Raw genomic sequence first — 21,671 nt, forward strand, 5'->3', positions numbered from 1 at the left:
GGACAGGCCCTAGGCCAGTCCGGCCACCAGCTCACCGAGGTCCTTGCGCCGCCCGGTGAAGAACGGGACCTCCTCGCGGACGTGCATGCGGGCCTCGGAGGCACGCAGGTGGCGCATGAGGTCGACGATGCGGTGCAGTTCGTCGGCCTCGAAGGCGAGGATCCACTCGTAGTCGCCCAGCGAGAACGAGGCGACGGTGTTGGCGCGCACGTCCGGGTAGCCGCGGGCCATCTTGCCGTGGTCGGCGAGCATGCGGCGGCGGTCCTCGTCGGGCAGCAGGTACCAGTCGTAGGAGCGCACGAACGGGTAGACGCTGATGTAGTTGCGCGGCGTCTCGTCGGCCAGGAAGGCCGGGATGTGCGAACGGTTGAACTCGGCGGGGCGGTGCAGCGCCATGTTCGACCAGACGGGCTCCAGCGCGCGGCCGAGCCTGGTGCGGCGGAAGAGGTTGTACGCCTCCTGGAGCTGGTCGGCGGTCTCGGCGTGCCACCAGATCATGAGGTCGGCGTCCGCGCGCAGACCGGACAGGTCGTAGGTGCCGCGGATCGTCACGTCCTTGGCGGCGAGCTGGTCGAACAGCTCCTGGACCTCGTCGGCGTACCCGGCGCGGTCCTCCGGGAGGGTGTCCTTCAGCTTGAAGACGGACCAGAGGGTGTAGCGGATGACCTCGTTGAGGTCCTTGGCCAGCTTGCCCTTGTTGGGGATCCGCTCGGCGGCGGGGGTGGAGGCGTCGTCACTCATGACCCTATTCTCCCGCTCCGCCGTGCAGACTCCGCACCGGGTGGGCGGTGAGCTCCTCCACACCGCGCAGGTCGCCGTGGATCTGGTCGACGGCGGCGTACGCGCTCGCGATGCTCGCCGGGATGCCGACGCCGTCGTAGGCGGCGCCGCACACGGCGAGGCCGGGGAGCTTCGCCACGTGTTCGCGGACGCGGGTCACGCGCGCGTGGTGGCCGACGGGGTACTGGGGCAGGCCGTCCTGCCAGCGGGTGACGCGGGTGGCGAGGGGGGCGGCGGCCAGTCCGGTGGCCTGCTCCAGGTCACGCCGGGAGACGTCGACGAGGCCGGCGTCGTCGCGGCCGAGGACCTCCGTCTCGCCGTACCGGCCCACGGAGGTGCGCAGGACGACCACGCCGGGGTCCTCGGCGTCGATCCAGCCCCACTTGCGGGAGGCGAAGGTGGACGCCTTGATGGTGCGGCCGTCGACCGGCGGCACGAGGAAGCCGCTGCCCTCCGGGAGGGCGGCGGCGTCCGCGCGGCGGTACGCGAGGGTGATCAAGGCCATGGACGCGTACTCCACCCCGGTCAGCTCGGCCGCGGCGGCGGGGGCCTCGGCGCGCAGCAGCTCGGCGGCGGGGCGGGCGGGGAGGGCGACGACGACCGCGTCGGCGTGCAGCACCCGGTCGGCGGCGGTGACGCGCCAGCCGTCGTCGGCGGTGCGGCGCAGCTCCGTCACGGGCGCGCCGGTGACGATTTCGCCGCCCCGCGCGCGCACCGACTCCGCGACCGCGAGCGGGAGGGTGCCGACGCCGCCCTCGACGCCCATGAACACCGGGCCGGTCGCGGGTGCGGTGGCCGTCCGGCCCTGGATCGCGCGCACCGCCTCGGTCAGGGAGGTGTGCGTGCGGGCGGCCTCGAAGAGCTGGGGCACGGCCGAACGCAGGGAGAGGCGGTAGGCGTCGCCCGCGTAGACGCCGCCCAGCAGCGGTTCGACGAGGCGGTCGACGACCTCGCGGCCCAGGCGCGCCGCCACGTACTCCCCCACCGCCACGTCGTCACCGACCTCGGTGCGGGGAAGCTCCGCGTCGCGCTCGATGCGGGCCAGGCCCTCCTCGGAGAGGACTCCGGACAGGGCGGCGGCGGTACCGGGCACGCCCATGACGTGGCCCTTGGGCATGGGGCGCAGGGCGCCGCGGGTCCACAGGGAGGCCGACGCGGTGGCCGGCGGCTGGAGGCGGTCGGCGAGTCCCACCTCGCGGGCCAGGCCGACGGCCTCGGGGCGGCGGGCCAGCATGGACTCGGCGCCGAGGTCGACGCGCACGCCGGCGATCTCGCCGGCCAGCAGCTTGCCGCCGACACGGTCCGACGCCTCCAGCACGGTCACCCGCGCGCCCCGCTCCAGCAGCCGGTGGGCGGCGGCCAGCCCGGCGATTCCGCCTCCGACGACGACAACCTGCCCCGCGTCCTCGGGCGTCCCACCCGCGGAGTTCTCCGTTGCGCTCATGCCTCCAGCGTCTCAGACCTCACTGACAGCGCGGGGTGCGGGACCGGGGCGGGGACGGCGCGGGGGCGCGGCTGGGGGCGAGGGCGGGAGCCGACGCGAGGCGCGGCAGGCGTGGGACGCGAACCCGCACATGACACGGAGCCGGACGAGGAACACGGAAACCCGGCGCGACGCGTGGCACAGACGGCCCGGCGCGGGGTCGGGCGCGGGATGGCGCGGCACAGGAGCCGGGCGCGGGATGGCGCGGCACAGGAGCCGGGCGCGGGATGGCGAGTCCGGACCGTGACCTGTTCGGGACCGTTTCGCGCCGACCCCGGGGCCCGTTGCCGCGTCGTAGGAACGACAGTCGTACCGACATTCTCGGGGGTCCATATGCGCACACCACGTTCCCTACGTCCCGTTCCGGCGCTGGCCGCCGTCCTGCTGGCGGCGGCCCTGGCGCTCACCGGTTGCAGCGCGGGGGGCGACGACTCCGCCGGGAGCGGCGCGGACAGTGCCGCCAAGGAGGCCGCCCCGTCGGGGGTGAGCGACCGGCAGGGTGCCGAGGGCGGCCGGGCGGAAGGTGGCGGGGCGAAGGAGCCGAAGGCCGCCGCGAGCCACGTCATCCGCACCGCCTCACTGACCGTGCAGGTCGAGGACGTCCCCAAGGCCCTCGGCCAGGCCCGCGCCACGACCGAGAACGCCGGCGGCTACGTGGGCGACGAGACCACCCGACGGGACGGGGAGGGCCGCGAACGGACCCGGGTCGTACTGCGCGTGCCCGTCGACTCCTACCAGGACGTCCTGGACGACCTGGAGGGCACCGGGAAGCTGCTCGACCGCAGCGCGAAGGCGGAGGACGTCACCGGCCAGGTCGTCGACGTGGAGAGCCGGATCAAGTCGCAGCGCGCCAGCGTCATCCGGGTGCGCGAGCTGATGGACCGGGCGACGAAGCTGAGCGACGTGGTGACGCTGGAGGGCGAGCTGAGCAGCCGTCAGGCGGAACTGGAGGCACTGCTGGCCCAGCAGGCGTCCCTCAAGGACCGCACCAGCCTGGCCACCATCACCCTCTCCCTGTCCGAAACGCCGGTGGAACGGGCGGAGAAGGACGACGACCCCGGATTCACGGACGCGCTGGCCGGCGGCTGGGACGCCTTCGTGACGATGCTGCGCTGGCTGGCGGTGGCGGTGGGCGCGGTGCTGCCCTTCGCCGCGGTGGCGGCGCTGCTCGTCCTCCTGTGGCTGCGGGTGGTGCGGCCCCGGCTGCCGCGCCGGACTGCACCGGTGCCCGCGTCGCCCACGACCACGCCCTCCGTCGCCTCGGCCCCGCTGCCGACGGCCCGGCCGGCCCCCGAGGGCACGCCGCGCGAGGAGCCCGGCGGGCGGGACTGAAATGCCCCGCCCCCGTAGCGTGTTCGCATGAACATGAGCGCTGCGGGCGGTACGAGAGAGCGACTGGTCGTGATCGGCGGTGACGCCGCGGGGATGTCCGCGGCGTCACAGGCCCGCCGGCTGAAGGGCCCGGACGAGCTGGAGATCGTGGCGTTCGAGCGCGGCCACTTCAGTTCGTTCTCGGCGTGCGGCATCCCGTACTGGGTCGGCGGCGACGTGACCGACCGGGACGAGCTGATCGCCCGGACGCCGAAGGAGCACCGCGCGCGGGACATCGACCTGCGGATGCGGACCGAGGTCACGGAGATCGACGTAGCGGGCGGGCGGGTACGCGCGCGTGACGTCGATTCGGGGGCGGAGTCCTGGACGTCGTACGACAAGCTCGTCATCGGCACCGGCGCGCACCCGATCCGCCCCCGGATGCCGGGCGTCGACGCGCCCGGCGTGCACGGGGTGCAGACGCTGGACGACGGGCAGGCGCTGCTCGACACGCTGGCCCGCACGCGCGGCCGCCGCGCGGTGGTCGTCGGCGCCGGGTACATCGGCGTGGAGATGGCCGAAGCCCTCATCAACCGCGGATACGAGGTCACGGTGGTCAACCGCGGCCGGGAGCCGATGTCGACCCTCGACCCGGACATGGGCCGCATGGTGCACGAGGCGATGGAGGGCCTCGGCATCACCATGGTGAACGGCGCCGAGGTCACCGAGGTGCTCACCGGCGACGACGGCCGGGTCCGCGCGGTGGTCACCGCGGACGCCGAGTACCCGGCGGACGTGGTGGTCCTCGGCATCGGCGTACGCCCCGAGACCTCGCTCGCCGAGGCCGCCGGGCTGCCGCTGGGCGCCCACGGCGGGCTGCTGACCGACCTGGCCATGCGGGTGCGCGGGCACGAGAACATCTGGGCGGGCGGCGACTGCGTGGAGGTCCTGGACCTGGTCTCCGGCCAGGAGCGGCACATCCCGCTCGGCACCCACGCCAACAAGCACGGCCAGGTGATCGGCACCAACGCGGGCGGGGGTTACGCCACCTTCCCCGGCGTGGTGGGCACCGCGGTCAGCAAGGTCTGCGACCTGGAGATCGCGCGGACCGGGCTGCGCGAGAAGGACGCGCTGCGGGCGGGGCTGCGGTTCGTGACGGTCACCGTCGAGTCCACCAGCCGCGCCGGCTACTACCCGGGCGCCTCCCCCATGACGGTGAAGATGCTCGCCGAACGGCGCACCGGGCGGCTGCTCGGCGTGCAGATCGTCGGCCGCGAGGGCGCGGGCAAGCGGGTCGACGTCGCCGCGGTGGCCCTCACGGCCGGGATGACGGTGGAGCGGATGACGGCCCTGGACCTCGGCTACGCGCCGCCGTTCTCACCGGTGTGGGACCCCGTGCTGGTGGCCGCCCGCAAGGCGGCGCGGGCGGTGGAGCGGGAGAGCTGACGCAGCGCGTCCGTGGGGCCGCTCACGCCGTCCCGTTGATCCGGTCGATGGCCTGCCGCGCCTGCTCGGCCGGGGGCCGCGAGGGCAGGGACGACACCGAGGCCGGGGCAGTCGTCGTGGCGGGGGCGCCCACCGCGGGCGGCTGCTCGCCGGCCGGTCTGGCGTGCGCGGCACCCCGCGCGGAGCGCAGCCGGTGACTGACCGCCTCGTCCAGCGTCACCGGCCGCTGCATCTGCGCCGCCAGCCGCCCGGCCTCCTGCCCGAGCCGGGCGACGTCCTCCCAGGGCAGCCGCAGCACGAGGGCGACCTCGGCCTCGCCGTCGGGCAGGGCGTGCATCGCGGGAGCCGCTGTGACCCGTTCGTTCATCGCCAGTTCCTCACGTCGTCCCCGCGTCCCGCCTTCCCCGGGCCGCGGGCGGTTGAGGGGACATACGCACGGCGGGACCGCGGCGTTCAGCCGCCGCCCACCCTTTCGAGGATCTCGTCCGCGAGGGCGCCGGCCGGCTTCTCACCGTCGAGACGCACCACCGATGCGGGCAGTTCGCGCGCCTTCCGGATGCAGGGCTGGATCTGCCGCTTGCACCAGGTTCGGCTGGCCGCTTCGGCCTCGGGGTCTTCCGGGCGCTCGGTCCGCCCGTCGATACGTGCCGCCAGGACCTCCGCGGGGACGTCGATGAAGAAGTGCTCGACTCGGACGGCGGCCTCTTCGAGCAGGCCGAAGATCTCCGTCACGTACTCCTTCTCCACCAGCGTCATCGGGACGAGCAACGGACGCCGGTACTGGAGCACCAGGCCGGCGGCGATGGCCGCGACCTCGGTGCGCCACAGGGGGATGTCCTGGAAGTCTCCCGACGGCGAGCTCACGATGCTGCCGAGCAGGTCCCCCACCGCCTCGGGGTCGAACACCAGGGCCGTCGGCAGGCGGTCGCGCAACTCGGCGACCAGGGTGGTCTTGCCGCTGCCGAAAGCCCCGTTGATCCAGATGATCATGGGATCGCTCTCTCCTTGTCCTCCATCGCGCGGGACGACTCCAGGCACCGTACTCAGACCGGGGACGCCTCGCCCCGGACGGCCGGCGCCGCGGTCCAGGGGATGCGGGTGCTGCACAGGGAGACGGCGACCGCGGCGGCGGCCACGGCGCCCATGCCCCACGTCAGGCTGCTCGCGCCCGCGACGAAGCCGATGAGGGGCGGGCCGGCCAGCAGGCCGGTGGTTCCCATGGCGGCCACCAGGGTCAGCGCGTCCGAGCCCTGCCGGGCGGCGGCCGCGTAGACGCACGGGGTCACAGCCGCGATGCCCAGGCCCATGCAGGCGAAGCCGGCCAGGGCCGGGGCGACGCCCCCGCTGACCAGGGCGACGGCGAGACCGGTGCCGGCCACCGCGCTGCCCACCAGGACGACCCGTCCGTCGCCCCAGCGGCCCCGCCAGCCGTCGGCGAAGAGGCGGGCGACGACCATCATCCCCGACACGACCGCGATGCCGAGGGGGGTGAGTTCCGCGGACGCCCGGGCGACGTCCTTCAGGTAGAGGGCGGACCAGTCGTTCATGGCGCCCTCGGCGACCGTGCCGAAGACCATGGCGCAGCACATCCACAGGGTCGGGCGGGACGGGAGGGTCCAGCGGCCGCTCCGGCGCGCCGGCTTCGGGGCGGCCGGTGCGTCGTCGTCGAGCAGTCCCGTGCGCGCGGACGCGCCCAGGACGACGAGAAGGGCGGCGGCCACGCCGAAGTGCGCGGCGACCGACCCGGTGACGGCGGTCATGCCCGAGGCGACCAGGGCCGCGAGCAGCGACCCGGCGCTGAACGTCGCGTGCAGTTTCGCCATGGTGTTGCGCTCGTGCCGTGCCTCCAGGGCCGCGCCCTGCGCGTTCATGGCCACGTTGAGACAGCCCACCAGGACTCCGTCGGCGCACAGCACCAGCAGGGCCACCGGGTAGTCCGGGGCGGCGGCCAGCGCGGGCAGCAGGAGGGCCAGGCCGAGCTGGGACAGGAGGGCGAGCCGCCGGGAGCCGAGGCGTCGCATCAGCCAGGCGACGAGGGGGAAGGACACCGCCGCGCCGACCCCGGCGGCCATCAGGAGGACGCCCACTTCGGCGGCGGTCAGCTCCAGTTCGGACTTGAGGGCCGGGATCCGCGCGGCCCAGGTCGCGTACTGGAAGCCGAGGGACAGGAACAGCGCGGCGATGGCCAGTTGGCCGCGCAGGAACGGATCGTGGGTACGGGAGTCGCGGAGGCGGGACACGCGCATCAGCTCACTTCGCGCAGGGACGGGGGGAGGGGGGTGGCCGCCGGGACCGGTCGGGACATGTAGACGGCGTCCGCGCCGTAGGCGCCTTCGGGCACGACCCCCGGGTGCGGCACGAAGCCGCGTGCCGCCCAGAAGGGCCGGGTGCCGCCGACGGCGACCAGGGAGATCCGTTCGTCCCCGCGCGTCCGGGCGGTGCCGGTCAGGTGCCGCAGGAGGTGCCGGGCCAGGCCCCGGCGGCGCAGGTCCGGCGCCACGACGATGTCGTGCAGGTGGAGGTTGCCGGGGCCGGGCGCGGTCGCCGTGCCCTCGGCCCGTTCCAGCTCCGGGTAGCGGCGGAAGGGGTAGGGCAGGGCCAGCAGGTAGCCGGCCGTGCGGGCACCGACGTCCAGGACGAAGCAGGTGTCCGGCGACGCCGCCGCCCGGGACTGGAGCACCGCCCGGCCCTCGGAGAGGCCCCGTCCCGTGTAGGCGTCCCGCTCCAGCGAGACGACGGTGTCCCAGTCGCCGGCGGCCATGCGGCGTACGCGCACGGTGTCAGCCATCGGCGCCGGCCCCGTCCGGCCGGCCCGCCCAGGCGTGGGGAAGCGGGGCGAAGCCGTTGAAGCCGAGGGTCGTGTAGCTGGTCGCGTACGCGCCGCTGGACAGCACCCAGACCGGGTCGCCCGAGGCCAGCGCTCTCGGTACCGGGACCAGTCCGGCCTCGTGGGCGTAGGCGTCGTCGCTGTCGCAGGTGGGTCCGGCGACGACGGCGGGGACGTACGGTCCTGTCGTGTGGCCCGGGAAGACCAGCGGGTACTGCAGCGCGTCCATCTCGTAGAGGCCGTTGAACTTGCCGCAGCTCAGATAGAGCCAGTGCCGGCGCTCGCCGTCCGCCCCGCGGCGTTCGGCGAGGCGGGCGACGTGCGCGCGGATCGCACCGTGGTCGGCGACCAGGTGCCGTCCGGGCTCGATGACGAAGTCCAGGGGTCCGCCGTGGACGCGGCGCAGTTCGTCCATGCCCTCCCGGATCACCGCGAAGATCTTGTCCAGCGGCGGTTCGAGCGGGGTGCCGTGCCGGTCCCGGTAGCCGAGCGCGGGCAGGCCGCCGCCGAGGTTGACGTGGTCGACGCGGATGCCCCGCAGGTCCAGGGCGTGCAGGACGGCGCCCAGGTCCTCCAGGGCCGTGTGCCACGCCTCGCCCGTCATCTGCTGGGAGCCGACGTGCACGGACAGTCCGGCCGGGACCAGTCCGAGGTCCCGGGCCCGTTCCATGATCCGCACGGCGTCGCCGGACGGGCAGCCGAACTTGTGGCTCAGGCCCCACACGGCGCCCGCTCCGCCGGTCGCCACCCGGCAGAAGACGCGGGCGCCGGGGGCGTGGACGGCGAGGGCGGCCACGTCCTGGAGGCTGTCGGTCGCGAAGGTGCGGATGCCGAGCCGGTACGCCTCGGCGATGTTCCGGTCGGACTTGACGGTGTTGCCGTAGTGCGTCCGTCCGGCCGGCACCCCGGCCCGCAGCGCCTGCGCCACCTCACCGGGGCTCGCCGCGTCGACGCCCGCGTCCTTGCGCGCCAGGAGGCCGAGGACCTCGTCGAGCGGGCAGGCCTTCATCGCGAACCGCACCCGGACGTCCGGCAGTTCGCGGCGCAGGGCGTCGTAGCGCCGCTCGATGCCCGTCAGGTCGTAGACGATCCGGTCCCCGGGGGCGGCGGCGAGGGCCGCGGCCAGGGACTCGCTGAGGACGGCGGCCGTCACCGCGCACGCCCCGGTTGCCCGGCCGAGGACGGGACGGGCGTGGCCTTGGCGGCGGCCACCAGCTCTTCCCAGGCCTCCGTCAGCAGCGCGAAGTCCGCCATGTCGCCGCGCGCCTCGTCGAGGAGGCGCTCGCGCCGGCCGGCCAGCAGACCGGCGAACTCGGCGTACCGGCCGCCGAGGCGCCGGTAGGCGGTGTCCAGGGTGTCGAGGCGGCGGACGTTCTCGGCGGGGTCCAGTTCCGTGCTCTCGCGGGCCAGGGCGGCGACGGCCGCGGGGCGGGGCCGGCCGTGCTCGTCCAGCAGGGTGTCGCCGGCCTCGGCCATCCGGTCGTAGACGTGGTGGAAGTGGAGCATCGACAGGAGGAACTTGGCGAAGCGCGTCTGGTAGGCGAGGAAACCGGGCCCGGTTCTGCGCTCGCCGGTGTGGTAGTTGACGATGTGCCGGTTGTGCAGCACGCCGGGCAGCCGGGCGTCGTGCACCAGGTGGATGAGGAAGTAGTCGCTGCCGATGGTGTCCCTGGCGGGCGGCAGCGGCACCCGCTCGGTGACGGTGCCGGAGTGGAAGGCGATGTTGCACATGTCCACCCGCATGGGGTCGACGAGCGCGAGCAGCGAGTGGTCGCCCGTGAACGGTTCGGTGCCCGCGCCCCGGAAGGACTCCTCGACCAGTTCCCGTTTCCGCTCGGCGGACCAGTGTCCGGGCGCCCAGAGGGCGACGACGTCGTGGTAGACCTCCGGGTCGGCGGCACGCATCCGCGCGACGTCGACGGAGAGTTCGCCCACGAAGGAGCCGCCGACCATGGCCACCCGCCGGTCCAGGAGCGGGTCCGGCAGGGTGGCCTCCGTGACGTGCGGTACGGCGTCGGCGGCGCGTCGGCCGAGTGAGAGCAGTTCGTGGTGGACGGGGAAGACCGTACGGCCGTGCAGGCTCTGGTAGCGGCTGTCGGAGTCCCTGCGGTGGACGGAGTCGCAGCCGAGCGCCGCCGCGATCAGGAAGGCCCGGTCGGTGCAGGCGCCGTAGGAGACGCCGTCCGGGAGCAGCAGGTCGAGGAGCAGGTCGGGTTTGGCGGCGCCGGACCGGGCGGTGACCCGGCGCAGGAAGTCGCGCTGAGCGGACTCGTCGAGGTGGTGCGCCGTGATCCGGGGGTGCGCGGGCAGGCGCCGTACGGCCTCGGCGTGTTCGGCGCGCACCGGGGGCGGGCAGGAGTCCAGGACCAGTACCTGGACATCGATGTCGAAGTGGTCGACTGCGTGGACCGCTTCGGCGCCGAGGGCCGCGATGGTGTCCGGGCAGTGCCGGTTGGTCGGCAGGGTCAGGCAGATACTGCGCATGCGGCTTCCCCGGTGGTGTCGTCCCCGTGCCAGGACTCGAGGCCCAGCAGCCTGGCGCCCAGGTCGTTCAGCCCGGCCGGGCCGTAGCGCTCGGACTCGGGGCGGCGGGCGTCTCCGAGAAGCGTGGCGTTCCACTCGGGGGTGGCGAGGGTGCGCCAGGAGTGGACGCGGGAGTCGCGCAGGGTCCGGTGGGTCTCCAGCGCGGGCATCATCGACAGGTACTGGACCGCGCGCACGCCGTCGCCGGAGACGTTGGGCGCGACGCCGTGGGCCAGCAGGCCGTTCCAGATGAGCAGGTCGCCGGCCTCCAGGTCGGGCCGTACGACGGGCATGTCCGCGCGGTCGATCGCGGGACGGATCGGGTCTCGGTCGTCGGGCTGGAGCGCCTTCCAGCGGTCGAAGCGGCGGAAGAGTTCGGGACAGCACTGGAAACCGCCGTGGTCCGGCTTGGTGTCGTTGAGCGCGATGATGCCCTGCACCCGCTGGGGCAGGACGCCGAGGGAGGTGTCCACGTCCCAGTGCAGCTCGATGTCGAAGCCGCGGTCCGGCTTGTCGATGAGGGCGCGGTCGCGGTTGCCGGTGTTGGGCGGGTTGAGGTTGAGGCGGTCCAGGGTGACCCAGAGCTCCTCGCAGTCCCACACGTCGACGAAGGCGTCGTAGACCCGTCGCGTCTGCCGGCTGTCCCAGATGAGCTGGTGGTGGTACGCCTCGACGAAACCGTAGATGTGCAGCTCCCGGTCGAGGTCGGAGCGGTACTCGCGGTCCTGGTACCAGGTGTCGGAGCGGCCGGGGTCGAGACCCTGGAACTCCCAGGCGAAGTCGAGGAGCCGGTGCGCGGAGTCGGCGGGTATCGCCTCCTTCACCACGACGTAGCCGTAGGTCTGCCAGTGGGCGAAGTCCTCCTCGGACAGCACCCGCAGGGGGCGTGTCTTGTCGAGGTCGCGCAACTGGGTGCGGGCCAGGTAGGTGTCGGCGTCCGCGCTGAAGTAGGGGATGGCCGACGGGGCTCGGTGGAGGAAGGAATCGGGCGTCGCCATGGGGTGCTCCAGATCCTCGCCGTCGCCTCGTTGGGACGTCGGCGGAGCGCGCGACGGTGGTCGGGCCGTCGCGCATGAGGTCGGTGGGCAGCGGGGCCCGCTCGCGTCCGGTGCGGAGCGGGGCGGGGCGACGAGGGCGGCTCGGAGGGACGAGGACCCCCTGGTCGGAGGCCCCGGTCCGCGCCCCCGTCCGGATGGTCGTCTCGTCCGGGGTGGTCGTCACGGAAGTCGCCGCCGCGGGAACGGCCTTGACGGCCGGCCGTGGCAGAGCGCCGACGGGAGGACGCTCGTGCCGCATGCGTCCCTCGCCGAACTTGCGCCTCACAATGGACTAGACCAAGCGCCACTGTCAACAGCCGCCGCGGGGCGCCCAGTTGACGCGGGAGCATCGACAAGTCCCCTCTTGACACGTCTGGTTAACCTGGGCACGCAACGGTTTGGTCTATACCAAACCTCCGAACCGAAAGGCGCGGTCGATGTCCTCCAGCAGGCCCAGCAGCGAGTTGCGTCGGCTCGCGCTCTCCGTCCTCCAGCCGGGATTCGTGGGCACCGAGCCGCCCGACTGGATCCTGCGCGACATCTCCGACGGACTGGCCTCCGTCGTGCTCTTCTCCCGCAACATCGTCTCCACCGAACAGGTCGCGCGGCTGACCGCGCGGCTGCGCGCGGAGAACCCCGCGCTGATCGTGGCCATCGACGAGGAGGCCGGGGACGTCACCCGCATCGAGTCCGCCACCGGGTCGTCCCGGCCCGGCAACCTCGCCCTCGGCACCGTCGACGACACGGAATTGACCGAGGCCGTCGCCGCCGACCTGGGCCGTCAGCTGCACGCCGCCGGGGTAAGCCTCGACTACGCGCCGAGCACGGACGTCAACTCCAATCCCGACAACCCGATCATCGGCGTACGCTCCTTCGGCGCCGATCCGGAGGTGGTGTCACGGCACACGACCGCGTGGATCACGGGGCTGCAGTCCTCCGGGGTCGCCGCCTGCGCCAAGCACTTCCCCGGCCACGGCGACGTGGCCGTCGACTCCCACCACGACCTGCCGGCCTACGGTGCCTCCCGGGAGGCGATCGAGGCCCAGGCCCTGCCTCCGTTCCGCGCCGCCGTGGCCGCCGGCGTCCGTGCCGTCATGAGCGGCCACCTGCTCGTGCCCGCCTACGACCCCGACCTGCCCGCCACGCTCAGCCGGCGCGTCCTCGAGGGCCTGCTCCGTGACGAACTGGGCTTCGACGGCCTGATCGTGAGCGACGCCATCGAGATGGGCGCCGTCACCGCCCGGTACGGGATCGACGGGGCCGCGGCGAAGGCCGTCGGCGCCGGGGTGGACGCCGTGTGCGTGGGCGGCGAGAGCGCCGAGGAGGCCACCGTCGACCTCCTGGTCAAGGCGCTGGTCACCGCGGTGGGCACCGGTGAGCTGCCGGAGGAGCGGCTGGCCGAGGCGGCGGGCCGGGTCCGGGAGTTCGCCGACTGGTCGGCGGGGCTGAGGGCGGCCGGCTCCGCCGATGCCGGACCGGTGGCCGCGGACCCCGTCGGCCAGGTCGCCGCACGCCGTGCCGTCCGGCTCACCGGGGCCGCACGGGACGCCCTGCCGCTGACCGCCGCGCCGCACGTCGTGGAACTGGCGCCGCTCACCAACCTGGCCATCGGCAGCCAGACCCCGTGGGGCGTCGCCGGTCCGCTGCGGGAGCGGCTGCCGGGCACGACCTCCGTGCGGGTGGGCGGCCGGGAGCTGGAGGAGGGGACGGTCGCCCTGGAGAGCTGCGCCCTCGAACCGGCCGCGGGGCGACCCCTGGTGATCGTCGCCCGGGACGCGGCCCGGCACGCCTGGATGGACCGCGCGGTCACCGGCCTCACCGCCGCCCGGCCGGACGCCATCGTGGTGGAGATGGGCCTGCCGGGCACCTACGGCAGCGGAACGGCCCGGATCTTCACCCACGGCGCGAGCGCCGCTTCCGGGGTGGCCGCGGCGGAGGTCCTGACGGGTGCGGCCGCGCCGTGAACCGGGGCGGGGAGGGACGGCGGCAGTGAGGGCGGCGGCCGGCAGCCCGTGACGGTTCCGCCGGACCCGGCGACGCTCGGTGCCGGCCGGAGTGGTCCTGCCGGGCACGGGCATCAGGCGGGCGCGGGACAGGAACGGACGGCCGGGAGACCGCGCCGCACCCGTGCGGCCGGTCCAGGACGCCTCGGCGTACCACCCACCCGGGTCACAGAACGCCGCCCGCGTCATCGACTCGCCGGCCGGGGCTTTGGCGGCTGTCCGAGTCCCGTGTTCCCGCGACCGTCGCGCGGGCGCCGGGCAGGCCGCGCGGCGTCGGATCCCGTGCCCCCGGCCGGTGGCCGCCGGAGGCGGTCGTCGCGACCGCGTGCGCGGTCTGGGCGCCGTGCTGAGCGGTCCCCGGGTGCCCGACGGGCCGCTCGGAGCGCGTCGCCGCGGCGCTGGTCCGGTGCCCGCGCGGCTACGGCCCTCAGCGCGCGGTCTGGGTGTGCACGTACTCCACGAGCCGGCTCAGCGCGTCCGGGTCCGTGTCGGGCAGGACGCCGTGGCCGAGGTTGAAGACGTGGCCCTCCAGGCCCGCCGCCGCGTCCAGGATCTCGCGGGCCCTGCTCTCGACCGCCTGCGGGGTGGAGAAGAGGAGGGCGGGGTCCAGGTTGCCCTGGAGCGCCTTGCCGGGGCCGACGCGGCGGGCGGCCTCGTCCAGCGGGACCCGCCAGTCGACGCCGACGACGTCCGCGCCGGCCTCGCCCATGTCGCGCAGGAGTTCGCCGGTGCCGACGCCGAAGTGGACGCGCGGCACGCCGTACCCGGCGACGGCATCGAAGACCTTGCGGGAGGCCGGCTGCACGAAGCGGCGGTAGTCCGCGGGTGCCAGGGCGCCGACCCAGGAGTCGAAGAGCTGGACCGCGCTCGCGCCCGCCTCGATCTGCACCTTGAGGAAGGCGGCCGTGATGTCGGCCAGGCGGTCCAGGAGGTCGGCCCACAGCTGCGGGTCGCCGTACATGAGCGCCTTGGTGTGCTCGTGATTGCGGGACGGACCGCCCTCGACGAGGTAGCTGGCGAGGGTGAAGGGGGCGCCCGCGAAGCCGATCAGCGGGGTGGCGCCGAGTTCTCGGGTGAGCAGGCCGAAGGCCTCGGTGACGTAGGAGACGTCCTCGGGGGTGAGGTCGCGCAGCCGGGCCAGGTCGGCGCGGGTGCGGATCGGCTTCTCGACGACTGGGCCGACGCCCGGCTTGATGTCGAGGTCGATGCCGATGGCCTTGAGCGGGACCACGATGTCGCTGAAGTAGATCGCCGCGTCCACGCCGTGCCGGCGCACCGGCTGGAGGGTGATCTCGGCGACCAGTTCCGGCCGCATGCAGGACTCGAGCATCGGGATGCCCTCGCGCACCTTGCGGTACTCCGGCAGCGAGCGCCCGGCCTGCCGCATGAACCACACGGGGGTGTGCGGCACCGGCTCACGCCTGCACGCCTTGAGGAACGCGGAGTCGTACGTGGCGGTCGGCTGCTTGCCCGCGGGGCTCTGTTCGGCACTCACACCGGCAAGTCTCGCATGCCCCTCGGGCAGCGCCCGACCACGGGTGCGACCGCGCGCGAGCCGCGCGGGGGCGCCCGCGCGGAACAGCGTGATCCGGACATCGCGCCCGCACGCGGGTGTCCCTCCCTGCGCCGGGGCGCTGTTCCGCTTAACCTTCCCCGCATGGCTGCGGCTCAGGGACGACTGTCGGACGGCGCTGGCGGAATGGACGAGACGAAGGGTACCGAGGAGGATTCCCGGCGTACGGGGAGTACGGCTCCGCCGCCCTTCGCGGCCGCCGTCGAAGCGCTCAGGGCCGCGCGGCTGCGGCCGCAGATCGAGGTGGAGGCGGTACCCCCGCCGAAGCGGCTCGCCCCGTACGCGTACGCCCTGGAGGCGGCGGTCGTCGACGGTGACGAGGACCTGGCGGACGGACGGCTGGTGCTGCTGCACGATCCGGCCGGGCACGACGCCTGGCACGGCACCTTCCGGCTGGTGACGCTGGTGCGGGCCGAGCTGGAGCAGGAGATGGCCGCCGACCCGCTGCTGCCCGACGTCTGCTGGTCCTGGCTCACCGGCGCGCTCCAGGCCCGCGGGCTGACCTACGGCGAGCCCAGTGGCACGGTCACGCGGGCGAGCTCCCACTACTTCGGCGGGCTCTCCGCACGGCCGTCCGCCTCGCAGATCGAGATCCGGGCGTCCTGGACGCCGCGCGAAGGGCTGGGCGGCGTCCCGGACACCGCCGCGCACCTGGCCTCGTGGTGCGATCTGCTGGCGCAGGTCGCGGGTCTGCCGCCGGCCGCGCCGGGCGACGCGTCGATCGTGACGCTGCCACAGCGCCGCGGCCCGCAGTCGCGCTAGCACCGCCCGTTCCGCCACGTCCTCCGTACCGGGGCCCACTCCGGCCCGCGAAACGTTCCGTCACTTTGTCGACACGACAACTTTCGGCCCCGTATCGACAAAGTGCGAAACCGTTCGGTCTTCGAATGATCGACCGCGTGTCCGAATTGCTCGGATTGTTACTCACCAGATCGTGATCATTCTCTAAAGGCGGACGCGTTCGGTGCCGAAGACGACTGTGACCTTGAAAGCACGGTTCGTCCCGGCTTCGTCCCCCACGAGCCGGCCCCGTCCCGCACCCCAGGAGGCCTGGTGTCCGTTCTCCTCGAGCAGCCTGCAAGCCTGGTCGCCTACCGCCCGAACAAGCCGACCGCCATGGTGGTCGTGGCCGACCCGCGCGTCCGATCCACCGTCACCCGCCACCTGTGGGCGCTCGGTGTGCGCGATGTCATCGAGGCCTCGTCCGTCGCGGAGGCTCGTCCCCGCATCGGCAACCCCCGCGACATCTGCGTCGCCGACGTCCACCTCCCCGACGGCTCCGGCCTGACCCTGCTGTCGGAGACCCGCGCCGCGGGCTGGCCCAACGGCCTCGCCCTGTCCGCCGCCGACGACATCGGCGCCGTGCGCAACGCCCTGGCCGGCGGCGTCAAGGGCTACGTCGTCACCGGCACCCGCACCAACGTCGGGCTCCCCACCCGGCCGGGCGCCGCACCCATCGGCGCCGCCGCCGCCCGCCTGCACCGCCGCCCCCCGGGCGCCCCGAGCCACCCGGGCGGCTACCGCGAGCTCTCCGGCCGCGAGGTGGAGGTGCTGCGGCTGGTCGCGGAGGGCCAGTCGAACAAGGCGATCGGCGTTTCGATGGGCCTGTCCGCCCTGACCGTCAAGAGCCACCTGGCCCGCATCGCCCGCAAGCTCGGCACGGGCGACCGTGCCGGGATGGTCGCCGTGGCCCTGCGGACCGGGATCATCCACTGACCGCTCCCCCTCCGCCCCCCTCCGCTCACCGCACGCCATGACCGCCGCCACCGTCCCCCCGAAGCCGATGGAAGCCGATCTTTCACCGCCCTGACTGGTTTACGACCCCCCGGCGCCCGCCGACGGAACGTTCCGTCGGCGGGCGCGGTCGATCCACGGATACCCTTGACAGGTGACCGACGCCCACGAAACCGCAGCAGACCGTTCACTGCGAACCACCGGAGGCGCCCCTCCGGACGACGCCGGATCTTCTGCGAGCCAGGCGCCGACACCCTTGCTGGAACCACGCGAGGGCATTCCGCCGGTGATCGCCGACGCGGCCGCCCTCGCCGAGGTGACCGCCGCCTTCGCCGCCGGGCACGGCCCGGTCGCCGTCGACGCCGAACGCGCCTCCGGCTACCGCTACGGGCAGCGGGCATATCTGGTACAGCTGCGCCGCGAGGGCGCCGGCACCGCGCTGATCGACCCGGTGGCCTGCCCCGACCTGTCAGGGCTCGGCGCGGCGATCGCCGACACCGAGTGGGTGCTGCACGCGGCCACCCAGGACCTGCCGTGCCTGCGCGACATAGGGATGGTCCCCACCCGCATCTTCGACACCGAGCTCGCGGGACGGCTGGCCGGCTTCCCGCGGGTCGGTCTCGGCGCGATGGTGGAGAACGTACTGGGCTTCGTCCTGGAGAAGGGCCACTCGGCCGTCGACTGGTCCACCCGCCCGCTGCCCGAGCCCTGGCTGCGCTACGCCGCGCTCGACGTCGAGCTCCTCGTCGACCTGCGCGACGCGCTGGAGAAGGAGCTGGACCGGCAGGGCAAGCTGGACTGGGCCCGGCAGGAGTTCGACGCGATCGCCTCCGCCCCGCCGCCCGAGCCCCGCAAGGACCCGTGGCGCCGCACGTCCGGCATGCACAAGGTGCGCCGCCGCCGGCAGCTCGCCGTCGTGCGGGAGCTGTGGCAGACCCGGGACCGGATCGCGCAGCGCCGGGACGTCTCGCCGGGCAAGGTGCTCGGGGACGCCGCCATCGTCGAGGCCGCGCTCGCGCTGCCGCCCAACGCGCACGCGCTGGCCGCGCTGAACGGGTTCGGGCGGGTCAACCGCCGGCAGCTGGAGCAGTGGCAGGTGGCGGTCGACCGGGCCCGGGGCCTGTCCGAGTCGCAGCTGCCGCAGCCCGGCCAGCCGGTGACCGGTCCCCCGCCGCCGCGGGCGTGGGCCGACAAGGACCCGGCCGCCGCCGCCCGGCTCACCGCGGCGCGCGCGGCGGTGACGGCACTGGCCGAACGGCTGAACATGCCGCAGGAGAACCTGATCACCCCGGACACGGTGCGCCGGGTGTGCTGGGAGCCGCCGGCCAGCCTCGACGAGGAGTCGGTGGGCACGGCCCTCGCCGGGCACGGGGCCCGTCCCTGGCAGGTGGAGCAGGTGACGCCGGTGCTGGTGACGGCGTTGGCCAAGGGCGTGTCGTAGGAGGGCGGCGGAATCCGGCGGTGTGACGTTCGCCGCTCGCGCCGGGGGGACTGGGCAGCTACGTTACCCACAAGTAGCATGGGGCTGAGCGCGCGCTCAGTGCATGCGTGCCGCAGCAGTGCCATCCCGCACCCTGGAGGAGAGCCATCGTGCCTCGTACCGTCAGGGACGTCGTCTTCGTAGACGGCGTCCGCACCCCGTTCGGCAAGGCGGGCCCGAAGGGCATCTACCACGAGACCCGCGCCGACGACCTGGTCGTGAAGGCGATCCGGGAGCTGCTGCGCCGCAATCCCGGTCTCGACCCCAAGAAGATCGACGAGGTCGCCGTCGCCGCGACCACGCAGATCGGCGACCAGGGCCTGACCATCGGCCGCACCGCCGGCATCCTGGCGGGCCTGCCCACCTCGGTCCCGGGCTACTCCATCGACCGCATGTGCGCGGGCGCCCTGACCGCCGTCACCTCGGTGGCCGGCTCGGTCGCCTTCGGCGCGTACGACGTCGCGATCGCGGGCGGTGTCGAGCACATGGGCCGCCACCCGATGGGCGAGGGCGTCGACCCGAACCCGCGGTTCGTCAGCGAGAAGCTGGTCGACGAGTCCGCCCTGTTCATGGGCATGACCGCGGAGAACCTGCACGACCGCTACCCGAGCATCACCAAGCGGCGCGCCGACGAGTACGCGGTGCGCTCGCAGGAAAAGGCCGCCAAGGCGTACGCCAACGGCCAGATCCAGGCCGACCTGGTGCCGGTCTCCGTGCGCCGTACGAACCCCGAGGGCGGCGAGACGGGCTGGGGCCTGGTCACCGCCGACGAGCCGATGCGTCCGGGCACCACGCTGGAGAACCTGGCGGGCCTCAAGACGCCGTTCCGCGTGCACGGCCGGGTCACCGCGGGCAACGCGGCCGGCCTGAACGACGGCGCCACCGCCTCCCTCATCGCGAGCGAGGACTTCGCCCGGGAGAACAACCTCCCGGTGAAGATGCGCCTGGTCTCCTACGCCTTCGCGGGCGTGGAGCCGGAGGTCATGGGCTACGGCCCGATCCCGGCCACGGAGAAGGCCCTGGCGCAGGCCGGGCTGTCCATCTCCGACATCGGCCTCTTCGAGATCAACGAGGCCTTCGCCGTCCAGGTCCTCGCCTTCCTGGAGCACTACGGCATCGCCGACGACGACGCGCGCGTCAACCAGTACGGCGGCGCCATCGCCTTCGGCCACCCGCTGGCCTCCTCCGGCGTCCGTCTGATGACGCAGCTGGCCCGCCAGTTCGAGGAGCAGCCGCACGTCCGCTACGGCCTGACCACCATGTGCGTCGGCTTCGGCATGGGCGCGACGGTCATCTGGGAGAACCCGCACTTCGAGGGGGACAAGTGAGCACCACCGCAGAGCTGCTGAAGGGTGCGGCCGAGCTGTTCCCCGGCGAGGTCGTCACCAGCGCCCACGTGCGCCACTTCGACCTCCCCCTGGGCGCCGGGCGCTTCGCCCTGATCACCCTGGACAACGGCCACGACCACACCAAGCCGACCACGCTGGGCCCCCAGTCGCTGGCGAACATCGACGCCGCGATCGACCAGGTCGAGAAGGAGGCCGCGGACGGCGACATCGTCGGCGTCGGCGTCACCGGCAAGCCGTTCATCTTCGCGGTCGGCGCCGACCTCAAGGGCGTCGAGCTGCTGAAGCGGCACGAGGACGCGCTGGCCATCGGCAAGGGCGGCCACGACGTCTTCAAGCGGCTGGCGAAGCTGGCCGTGCCGACCTTCGCGTACTACAACGGTGCCGCGATGGGCGGTGGCGTGGAGATCGGCCTGCACTGCTCGTACCGCACGGTGTCGGCGGCCCTCCCCGCCTTCTCCCTCCCCGAGGTCTTCCTCGGCCTGGTCCCCGGCTGGGGCGGCTGCACCCTGCTGCCGAACCTCATCGGCGCCGACAAGGCCGTCTCGGTGATCATCGAGAACAGCCTGAACCAGAACAAGCAGCTCAAGGGCGAGCAGGTCTACGAACTCGGCATCGCGGACGCGATCTTCGAGGGCGCGGACTTCCTGGAGCAGTCGCTGATCTGGACCGCGTCCGTCCTCAAGGGCGAGGTCGCGGTCGAGCGTCCGGCGATCGACCGCGGCGAGGCCTGGGACCAGGCCGTCGCCAAGGGCCGCTTCGTCGCCGACTCCAAGGTGCACGGCGCCGCCCCGGCCGCCTACCGCGCCCTCGACATCATCGCCGCCGCCAAGAACGGCGACCTCCAGCAGGGCTACGACGCCGAGGACCAGGCCCTCGCCGACCTGATCATGGGCGGCGAACTGCGCTCCGGCATCTACGCCTTCAACCTGGTGCAGAAGCGCGGCAAGCGTCCCGCGGGCGCCCCGGACAAGTCACTGGCCCGCCCGGTCACCAAGGTGGGCGTCGTCGGCGCCGGCCTGATGGCCTCCCAGCTCGCGCTGCTCTTCCTGCGCCGCCTGGAGGTGCCGGTCGTGCTGACCGACATCGACCAGGAGCGCGTCGACAAGGGCGTGGGCTACGTCCACGCGGAGATCGACAAGCTGCTCGGCAAGGGCCGGATCAACCAGGACAAGGCCAACCGCCTCAAGGCCCTGGTGACCGGCGTCCTGGACAAGGCCGAGGGCTTCGCGGACGCCGACTTCGTCATCGAAGCGGTCTTCGAGGAGATGGGCGTCAAGCAGAAGGTCTTCGCGGAGGTCGAGGCGGTCGCCCCGGCCCACGCGATCCTCGCGACGAACACCTCGTCCCTCTCCGTCTCCGAGATGGCGTCGAAGCTGAAGCACCCCGAGCGGGTCGTCGGCTTCCACTTCTTCAACCCGGTCGCGGTCCTGCCGCTGCTGGAGATCGTCCGCGGCGAGCAGACCGACGACGCCTCGCTGGCCACGGCGTTCGGCGTCGCCAAGAAGCTGAAGAAGACGGCGGTCCTCGTCAAGGACGCCCCGGCGTTCGTCGTGAACCGCATCCTGACCCGTTTCATGGGCGAGATCCAGAACGTCATCGACGAGGGCACGCCGGTGGACGTGGCGGAGAAGGCGGTCGAGCCGCTCGGCCTGCCGATGTCCCCGCTGGTCCTGCTGGAGCTGGTCGGCCCGGCGATCGGCCTGCACGTTTCCGAGACCCTGAACCGGGCCTTCCCGGAGCGCTTCACGGTCTCCCCGAACCTCAAGGCGGTCGTCGAGGCGGGCAAGCGCGGCTTCTACGTCTACGACAGCGGCAAGCCCGAGCTGGACCCGGAGGTCGCCGCGCTCCTCAAGCAGGGCGACACCGTCCTGACGGAGGAGCAGGTGCGGGCCCGGGTGCTGGACGCGGTGGCCCAGGAGATCGGCCTGATGCTCGACGAGGGCGTCGTCGCCGAGGCCCAGGACATCGACCTCTGCCTGATCACCGGCGCCGGCTGGCCCTTCCACCTGGGCGGCATCACGCCGTACCTGGACCGCGAGGGCGTCTCCGAGCGGGTGAACGGGAAGCGGTTCCTGGAAGCCGGCGTGGCTTCGGTTCCCGCGTAGCTCCGGTCTCCGACAGACCG

Annotated in this window: 18 protein-coding genes; 8 read left to right on the forward strand and 10 right to left on the reverse strand. The window is 73.6% G+C overall.

All coding sequences use genetic code 11. The features are described from left to right. Window positions 1-9: 9 nt before the first annotated feature. Both hemQ and hemG read right to left on the reverse strand, forming a co-directional pair. On the reverse strand, window positions 10-741 hold the full coding sequence (gene hemQ / locus ACFW47_RS17135) for a hydrogen peroxide-dependent heme synthase (RefSeq protein ID WP_272588179.1): 732 nt from the start codon (window positions 739-741) through the stop codon (window positions 10-12). Window positions 742-745: 4 nt separating this feature from the next. Beyond that, window positions 746-2,224: a protoporphyrinogen oxidase gene (gene hemG, locus ACFW47_RS17140; RefSeq protein ID WP_386306177.1), complete on the reverse strand. Its 1,479-nt coding sequence runs from the start codon at window positions 2,222-2,224 to the stop codon at window positions 746-748. Window positions 2,225-2,596: 372 nt separating this feature from the next. Here hemG and ACFW47_RS17145 point away from each other — a divergent pair, with 372 nt between their 5' ends. After that, window positions 2,597-3,595 (forward strand): DUF4349 domain-containing protein, encoded by a 999-nt coding sequence (locus ACFW47_RS17145; RefSeq protein WP_386276634.1) that lies wholly within the window; start codon window positions 2,597-2,599, stop codon window positions 3,593-3,595. Between the two features lie 27 nt (window positions 3,596-3,622). Beyond that, complete coding sequence (locus ACFW47_RS17150) at window positions 3,623-5,020, forward strand: FAD-dependent oxidoreductase (protein ID WP_386276636.1); 1,398 nt, start codon at window positions 3,623-3,625, stop codon at window positions 5,018-5,020. A 22-nt stretch (window positions 5,021-5,042) separates the two neighbouring features. Here ACFW47_RS17150 and ACFW47_RS17155 read toward each other — a convergent pair whose 3' ends face one another. From ACFW47_RS17155 to ACFW47_RS17185, 7 genes are all read right to left on the reverse strand, one after another. Next, window positions 5,043-5,387 (reverse strand): hypothetical protein, encoded by a 345-nt coding sequence (locus ACFW47_RS17155; RefSeq protein WP_386276639.1) that lies wholly within the window; start codon window positions 5,385-5,387, stop codon window positions 5,043-5,045. An 86-nt stretch (window positions 5,388-5,473) separates the two neighbouring features. After that, window positions 5,474-6,010, reverse strand: a complete 537-nt coding sequence (locus tag ACFW47_RS17160; protein WP_386276641.1) for an AAA family ATPase — start codon at window positions 6,008-6,010, stop codon at window positions 5,474-5,476. Between the two features lie 53 nt (window positions 6,011-6,063). Further along, window positions 6,064-7,266 carry an MFS transporter gene (locus tag ACFW47_RS17165; RefSeq protein WP_386306178.1) on the reverse strand — a complete coding sequence of 401 codons (1,203 nt, stop codon included), beginning with the start codon at window positions 7,264-7,266 and terminating at the stop codon, window positions 6,064-6,066. Continuing rightward, window positions 7,266-7,808, reverse strand: a complete 543-nt coding sequence (locus ACFW47_RS17170) for a GNAT family N-acetyltransferase (protein ID WP_386276645.1) — start codon at window positions 7,806-7,808, stop codon at window positions 7,266-7,268. The genes ACFW47_RS17165 and ACFW47_RS17170 overlap by 1 nt, the downstream gene beginning before the upstream one ends. Then, on the reverse strand, window positions 7,801-9,000 hold the full coding sequence (locus ACFW47_RS17175; RefSeq protein ID WP_386306179.1) for a type III PLP-dependent enzyme: 1,200 nt from the start codon (window positions 8,998-9,000) through the stop codon (window positions 7,801-7,803). The genes ACFW47_RS17170 and ACFW47_RS17175 overlap by 8 nt, the downstream gene beginning before the upstream one ends. After that, window positions 8,997-10,331: a DUF6271 family protein gene (locus ACFW47_RS17180; RefSeq protein WP_386276650.1), complete on the reverse strand. Its 1,335-nt coding sequence runs from the start codon at window positions 10,329-10,331 to the stop codon at window positions 8,997-8,999. The genes ACFW47_RS17175 and ACFW47_RS17180 overlap by 4 nt, the downstream gene beginning before the upstream one ends. Further along, entirely contained in the window at window positions 10,313-11,368 is a 1,056-nt protein-coding gene (locus ACFW47_RS17185; protein ID WP_386306180.1) for a phytanoyl-CoA dioxygenase family protein, read from the reverse strand. Before ACFW47_RS17185 ends, ACFW47_RS17180 begins: the two co-directional genes overlap by 19 nt. A 476-nt stretch (window positions 11,369-11,844) precedes the next feature. Here ACFW47_RS17185 and ACFW47_RS17190 point away from each other — a divergent pair, with 476 nt between their 5' ends. Further along, window positions 11,845-13,371, forward strand: coding sequence for a glycoside hydrolase family 3 protein (locus ACFW47_RS17190; RefSeq protein ID WP_386276655.1), 1,527 nt, complete (start codon window positions 11,845-11,847; stop codon window positions 13,369-13,371). Window positions 13,372-13,837: 466 nt separating this feature from the next. Here the strand turns inward: ACFW47_RS17190 and hemE are convergent, their stop codons facing one another. After that, complete coding sequence (hemE, locus tag ACFW47_RS17195; protein ID WP_386276657.1) at window positions 13,838-14,905, reverse strand: uroporphyrinogen decarboxylase; 1,068 nt, start codon at window positions 14,903-14,905, stop codon at window positions 13,838-13,840. A 162-nt stretch (window positions 14,906-15,067) separates the two neighbouring features. Between hemE and ACFW47_RS17200 the strand changes: the two genes are divergently transcribed. The 5 genes from ACFW47_RS17200 (at window position 15,068) to ACFW47_RS17220 (ending at window position 21,651) form a co-directional block, all read left to right on the forward strand. Continuing rightward, window positions 15,068-15,745 carry a DUF3000 domain-containing protein gene (locus tag ACFW47_RS17200; protein ID WP_386276659.1) on the forward strand — a complete coding sequence of 226 codons (678 nt, stop codon included), beginning with the start codon at window positions 15,068-15,070 and terminating at the stop codon, window positions 15,743-15,745. A 291-nt stretch (window positions 15,746-16,036) separates the two neighbouring features. Further along, a complete protein-coding gene (locus ACFW47_RS17205; RefSeq protein ID WP_003972894.1) occupies window positions 16,037-16,699 on the forward strand; it encodes a response regulator transcription factor in 663 nt (220 codons plus the stop codon). Window positions 16,700-16,871: 172 nt separating this feature from the next. Further along, a complete protein-coding gene (locus ACFW47_RS17210) occupies window positions 16,872-18,158 on the forward strand; it encodes an HRDC domain-containing protein (RefSeq protein ID WP_386276662.1) in 1,287 nt (428 codons plus the stop codon). 149 nt (window positions 18,159-18,307) lie between these two features. After that, complete coding sequence (locus ACFW47_RS17215; protein WP_386306181.1) at window positions 18,308-19,525, forward strand: thiolase family protein; 1,218 nt, start codon at window positions 18,308-18,310, stop codon at window positions 19,523-19,525. Beyond that, on the forward strand, window positions 19,522-21,651 hold the full coding sequence (locus ACFW47_RS17220; protein ID WP_386276666.1) for a 3-hydroxyacyl-CoA dehydrogenase NAD-binding domain-containing protein: 2,130 nt from the start codon (window positions 19,522-19,524) through the stop codon (window positions 21,649-21,651). Before ACFW47_RS17215 ends, ACFW47_RS17220 begins: the two co-directional genes overlap by 4 nt. Window positions 21,652-21,671 lie beyond the last annotated feature (20 nt).

The organism is Streptomyces sp. NPDC058796 (genome assembly GCF_042745235.1).
In the GTDB taxonomy this organism is placed as follows: Bacteria; Actinomycetota; Actinomycetes; order Streptomycetales; family Streptomycetaceae; genus Streptomyces.

Coding starts and splice junctions, on each gene's coding strand:
- ACFW47_RS17145 (WP_386276634.1), top strand. CDS start 2,597: ATGCGCACACCACGTTCCCTACGTCCCGTTCCGGCGCTGGCCGCCGTC.
- ACFW47_RS17180 (WP_386276650.1), bottom strand. CDS start 10,331: ATGCGCAGTATCTGCCTGACCCTGCCGACCAACCGGCACTGCCCGGAC.
- ACFW47_RS17185 (WP_386306180.1), bottom strand. CDS start 11,368: ATGGCGACGCCCGATTCCTTCCTCCACCGAGCCCCGTCGGCCATCCCC.
- ACFW47_RS17165 (WP_386306178.1), bottom strand. CDS start 7,266: ATGCGCGTGTCCCGCCTCCGCGACTCCCGTACCCACGATCCGTTCCTG.
- ACFW47_RS17170 (WP_386276645.1), bottom strand. CDS start 7,808: ATGGCTGACACCGTGCGCGTACGCCGCATGGCCGCCGGCGACTGGGAC.
- ACFW47_RS17200 (WP_386276659.1), top strand. CDS start 15,068: ATGGCTGCGGCTCAGGGACGACTGTCGGACGGCGCTGGCGGAATGGAC.
- ACFW47_RS17160 (WP_386276641.1), bottom strand. CDS start 6,010: ATGATCATCTGGATCAACGGGGCTTTCGGCAGCGGCAAGACCACCCTG.
- hemQ (WP_272588179.1), bottom strand. CDS start 741: ATGAGTGACGACGCCTCCACCCCCGCCGCCGAGCGGATCCCCAACAAG.
- ACFW47_RS17190 (WP_386276655.1), top strand. CDS start 11,845: ATGTCCTCCAGCAGGCCCAGCAGCGAGTTGCGTCGGCTCGCGCTCTCC.
- hemG (WP_386306177.1), bottom strand. CDS start 2,224: ATGAGCGCAACGGAGAACTCCGCGGGTGGGACGCCCGAGGACGCGGGG.
- ACFW47_RS17150 (WP_386276636.1), top strand. CDS start 3,623: ATGAACATGAGCGCTGCGGGCGGTACGAGAGAGCGACTGGTCGTGATC.
- ACFW47_RS17155 (WP_386276639.1), bottom strand. CDS start 5,387: ATGAACGAACGGGTCACAGCGGCTCCCGCGATGCACGCCCTGCCCGAC.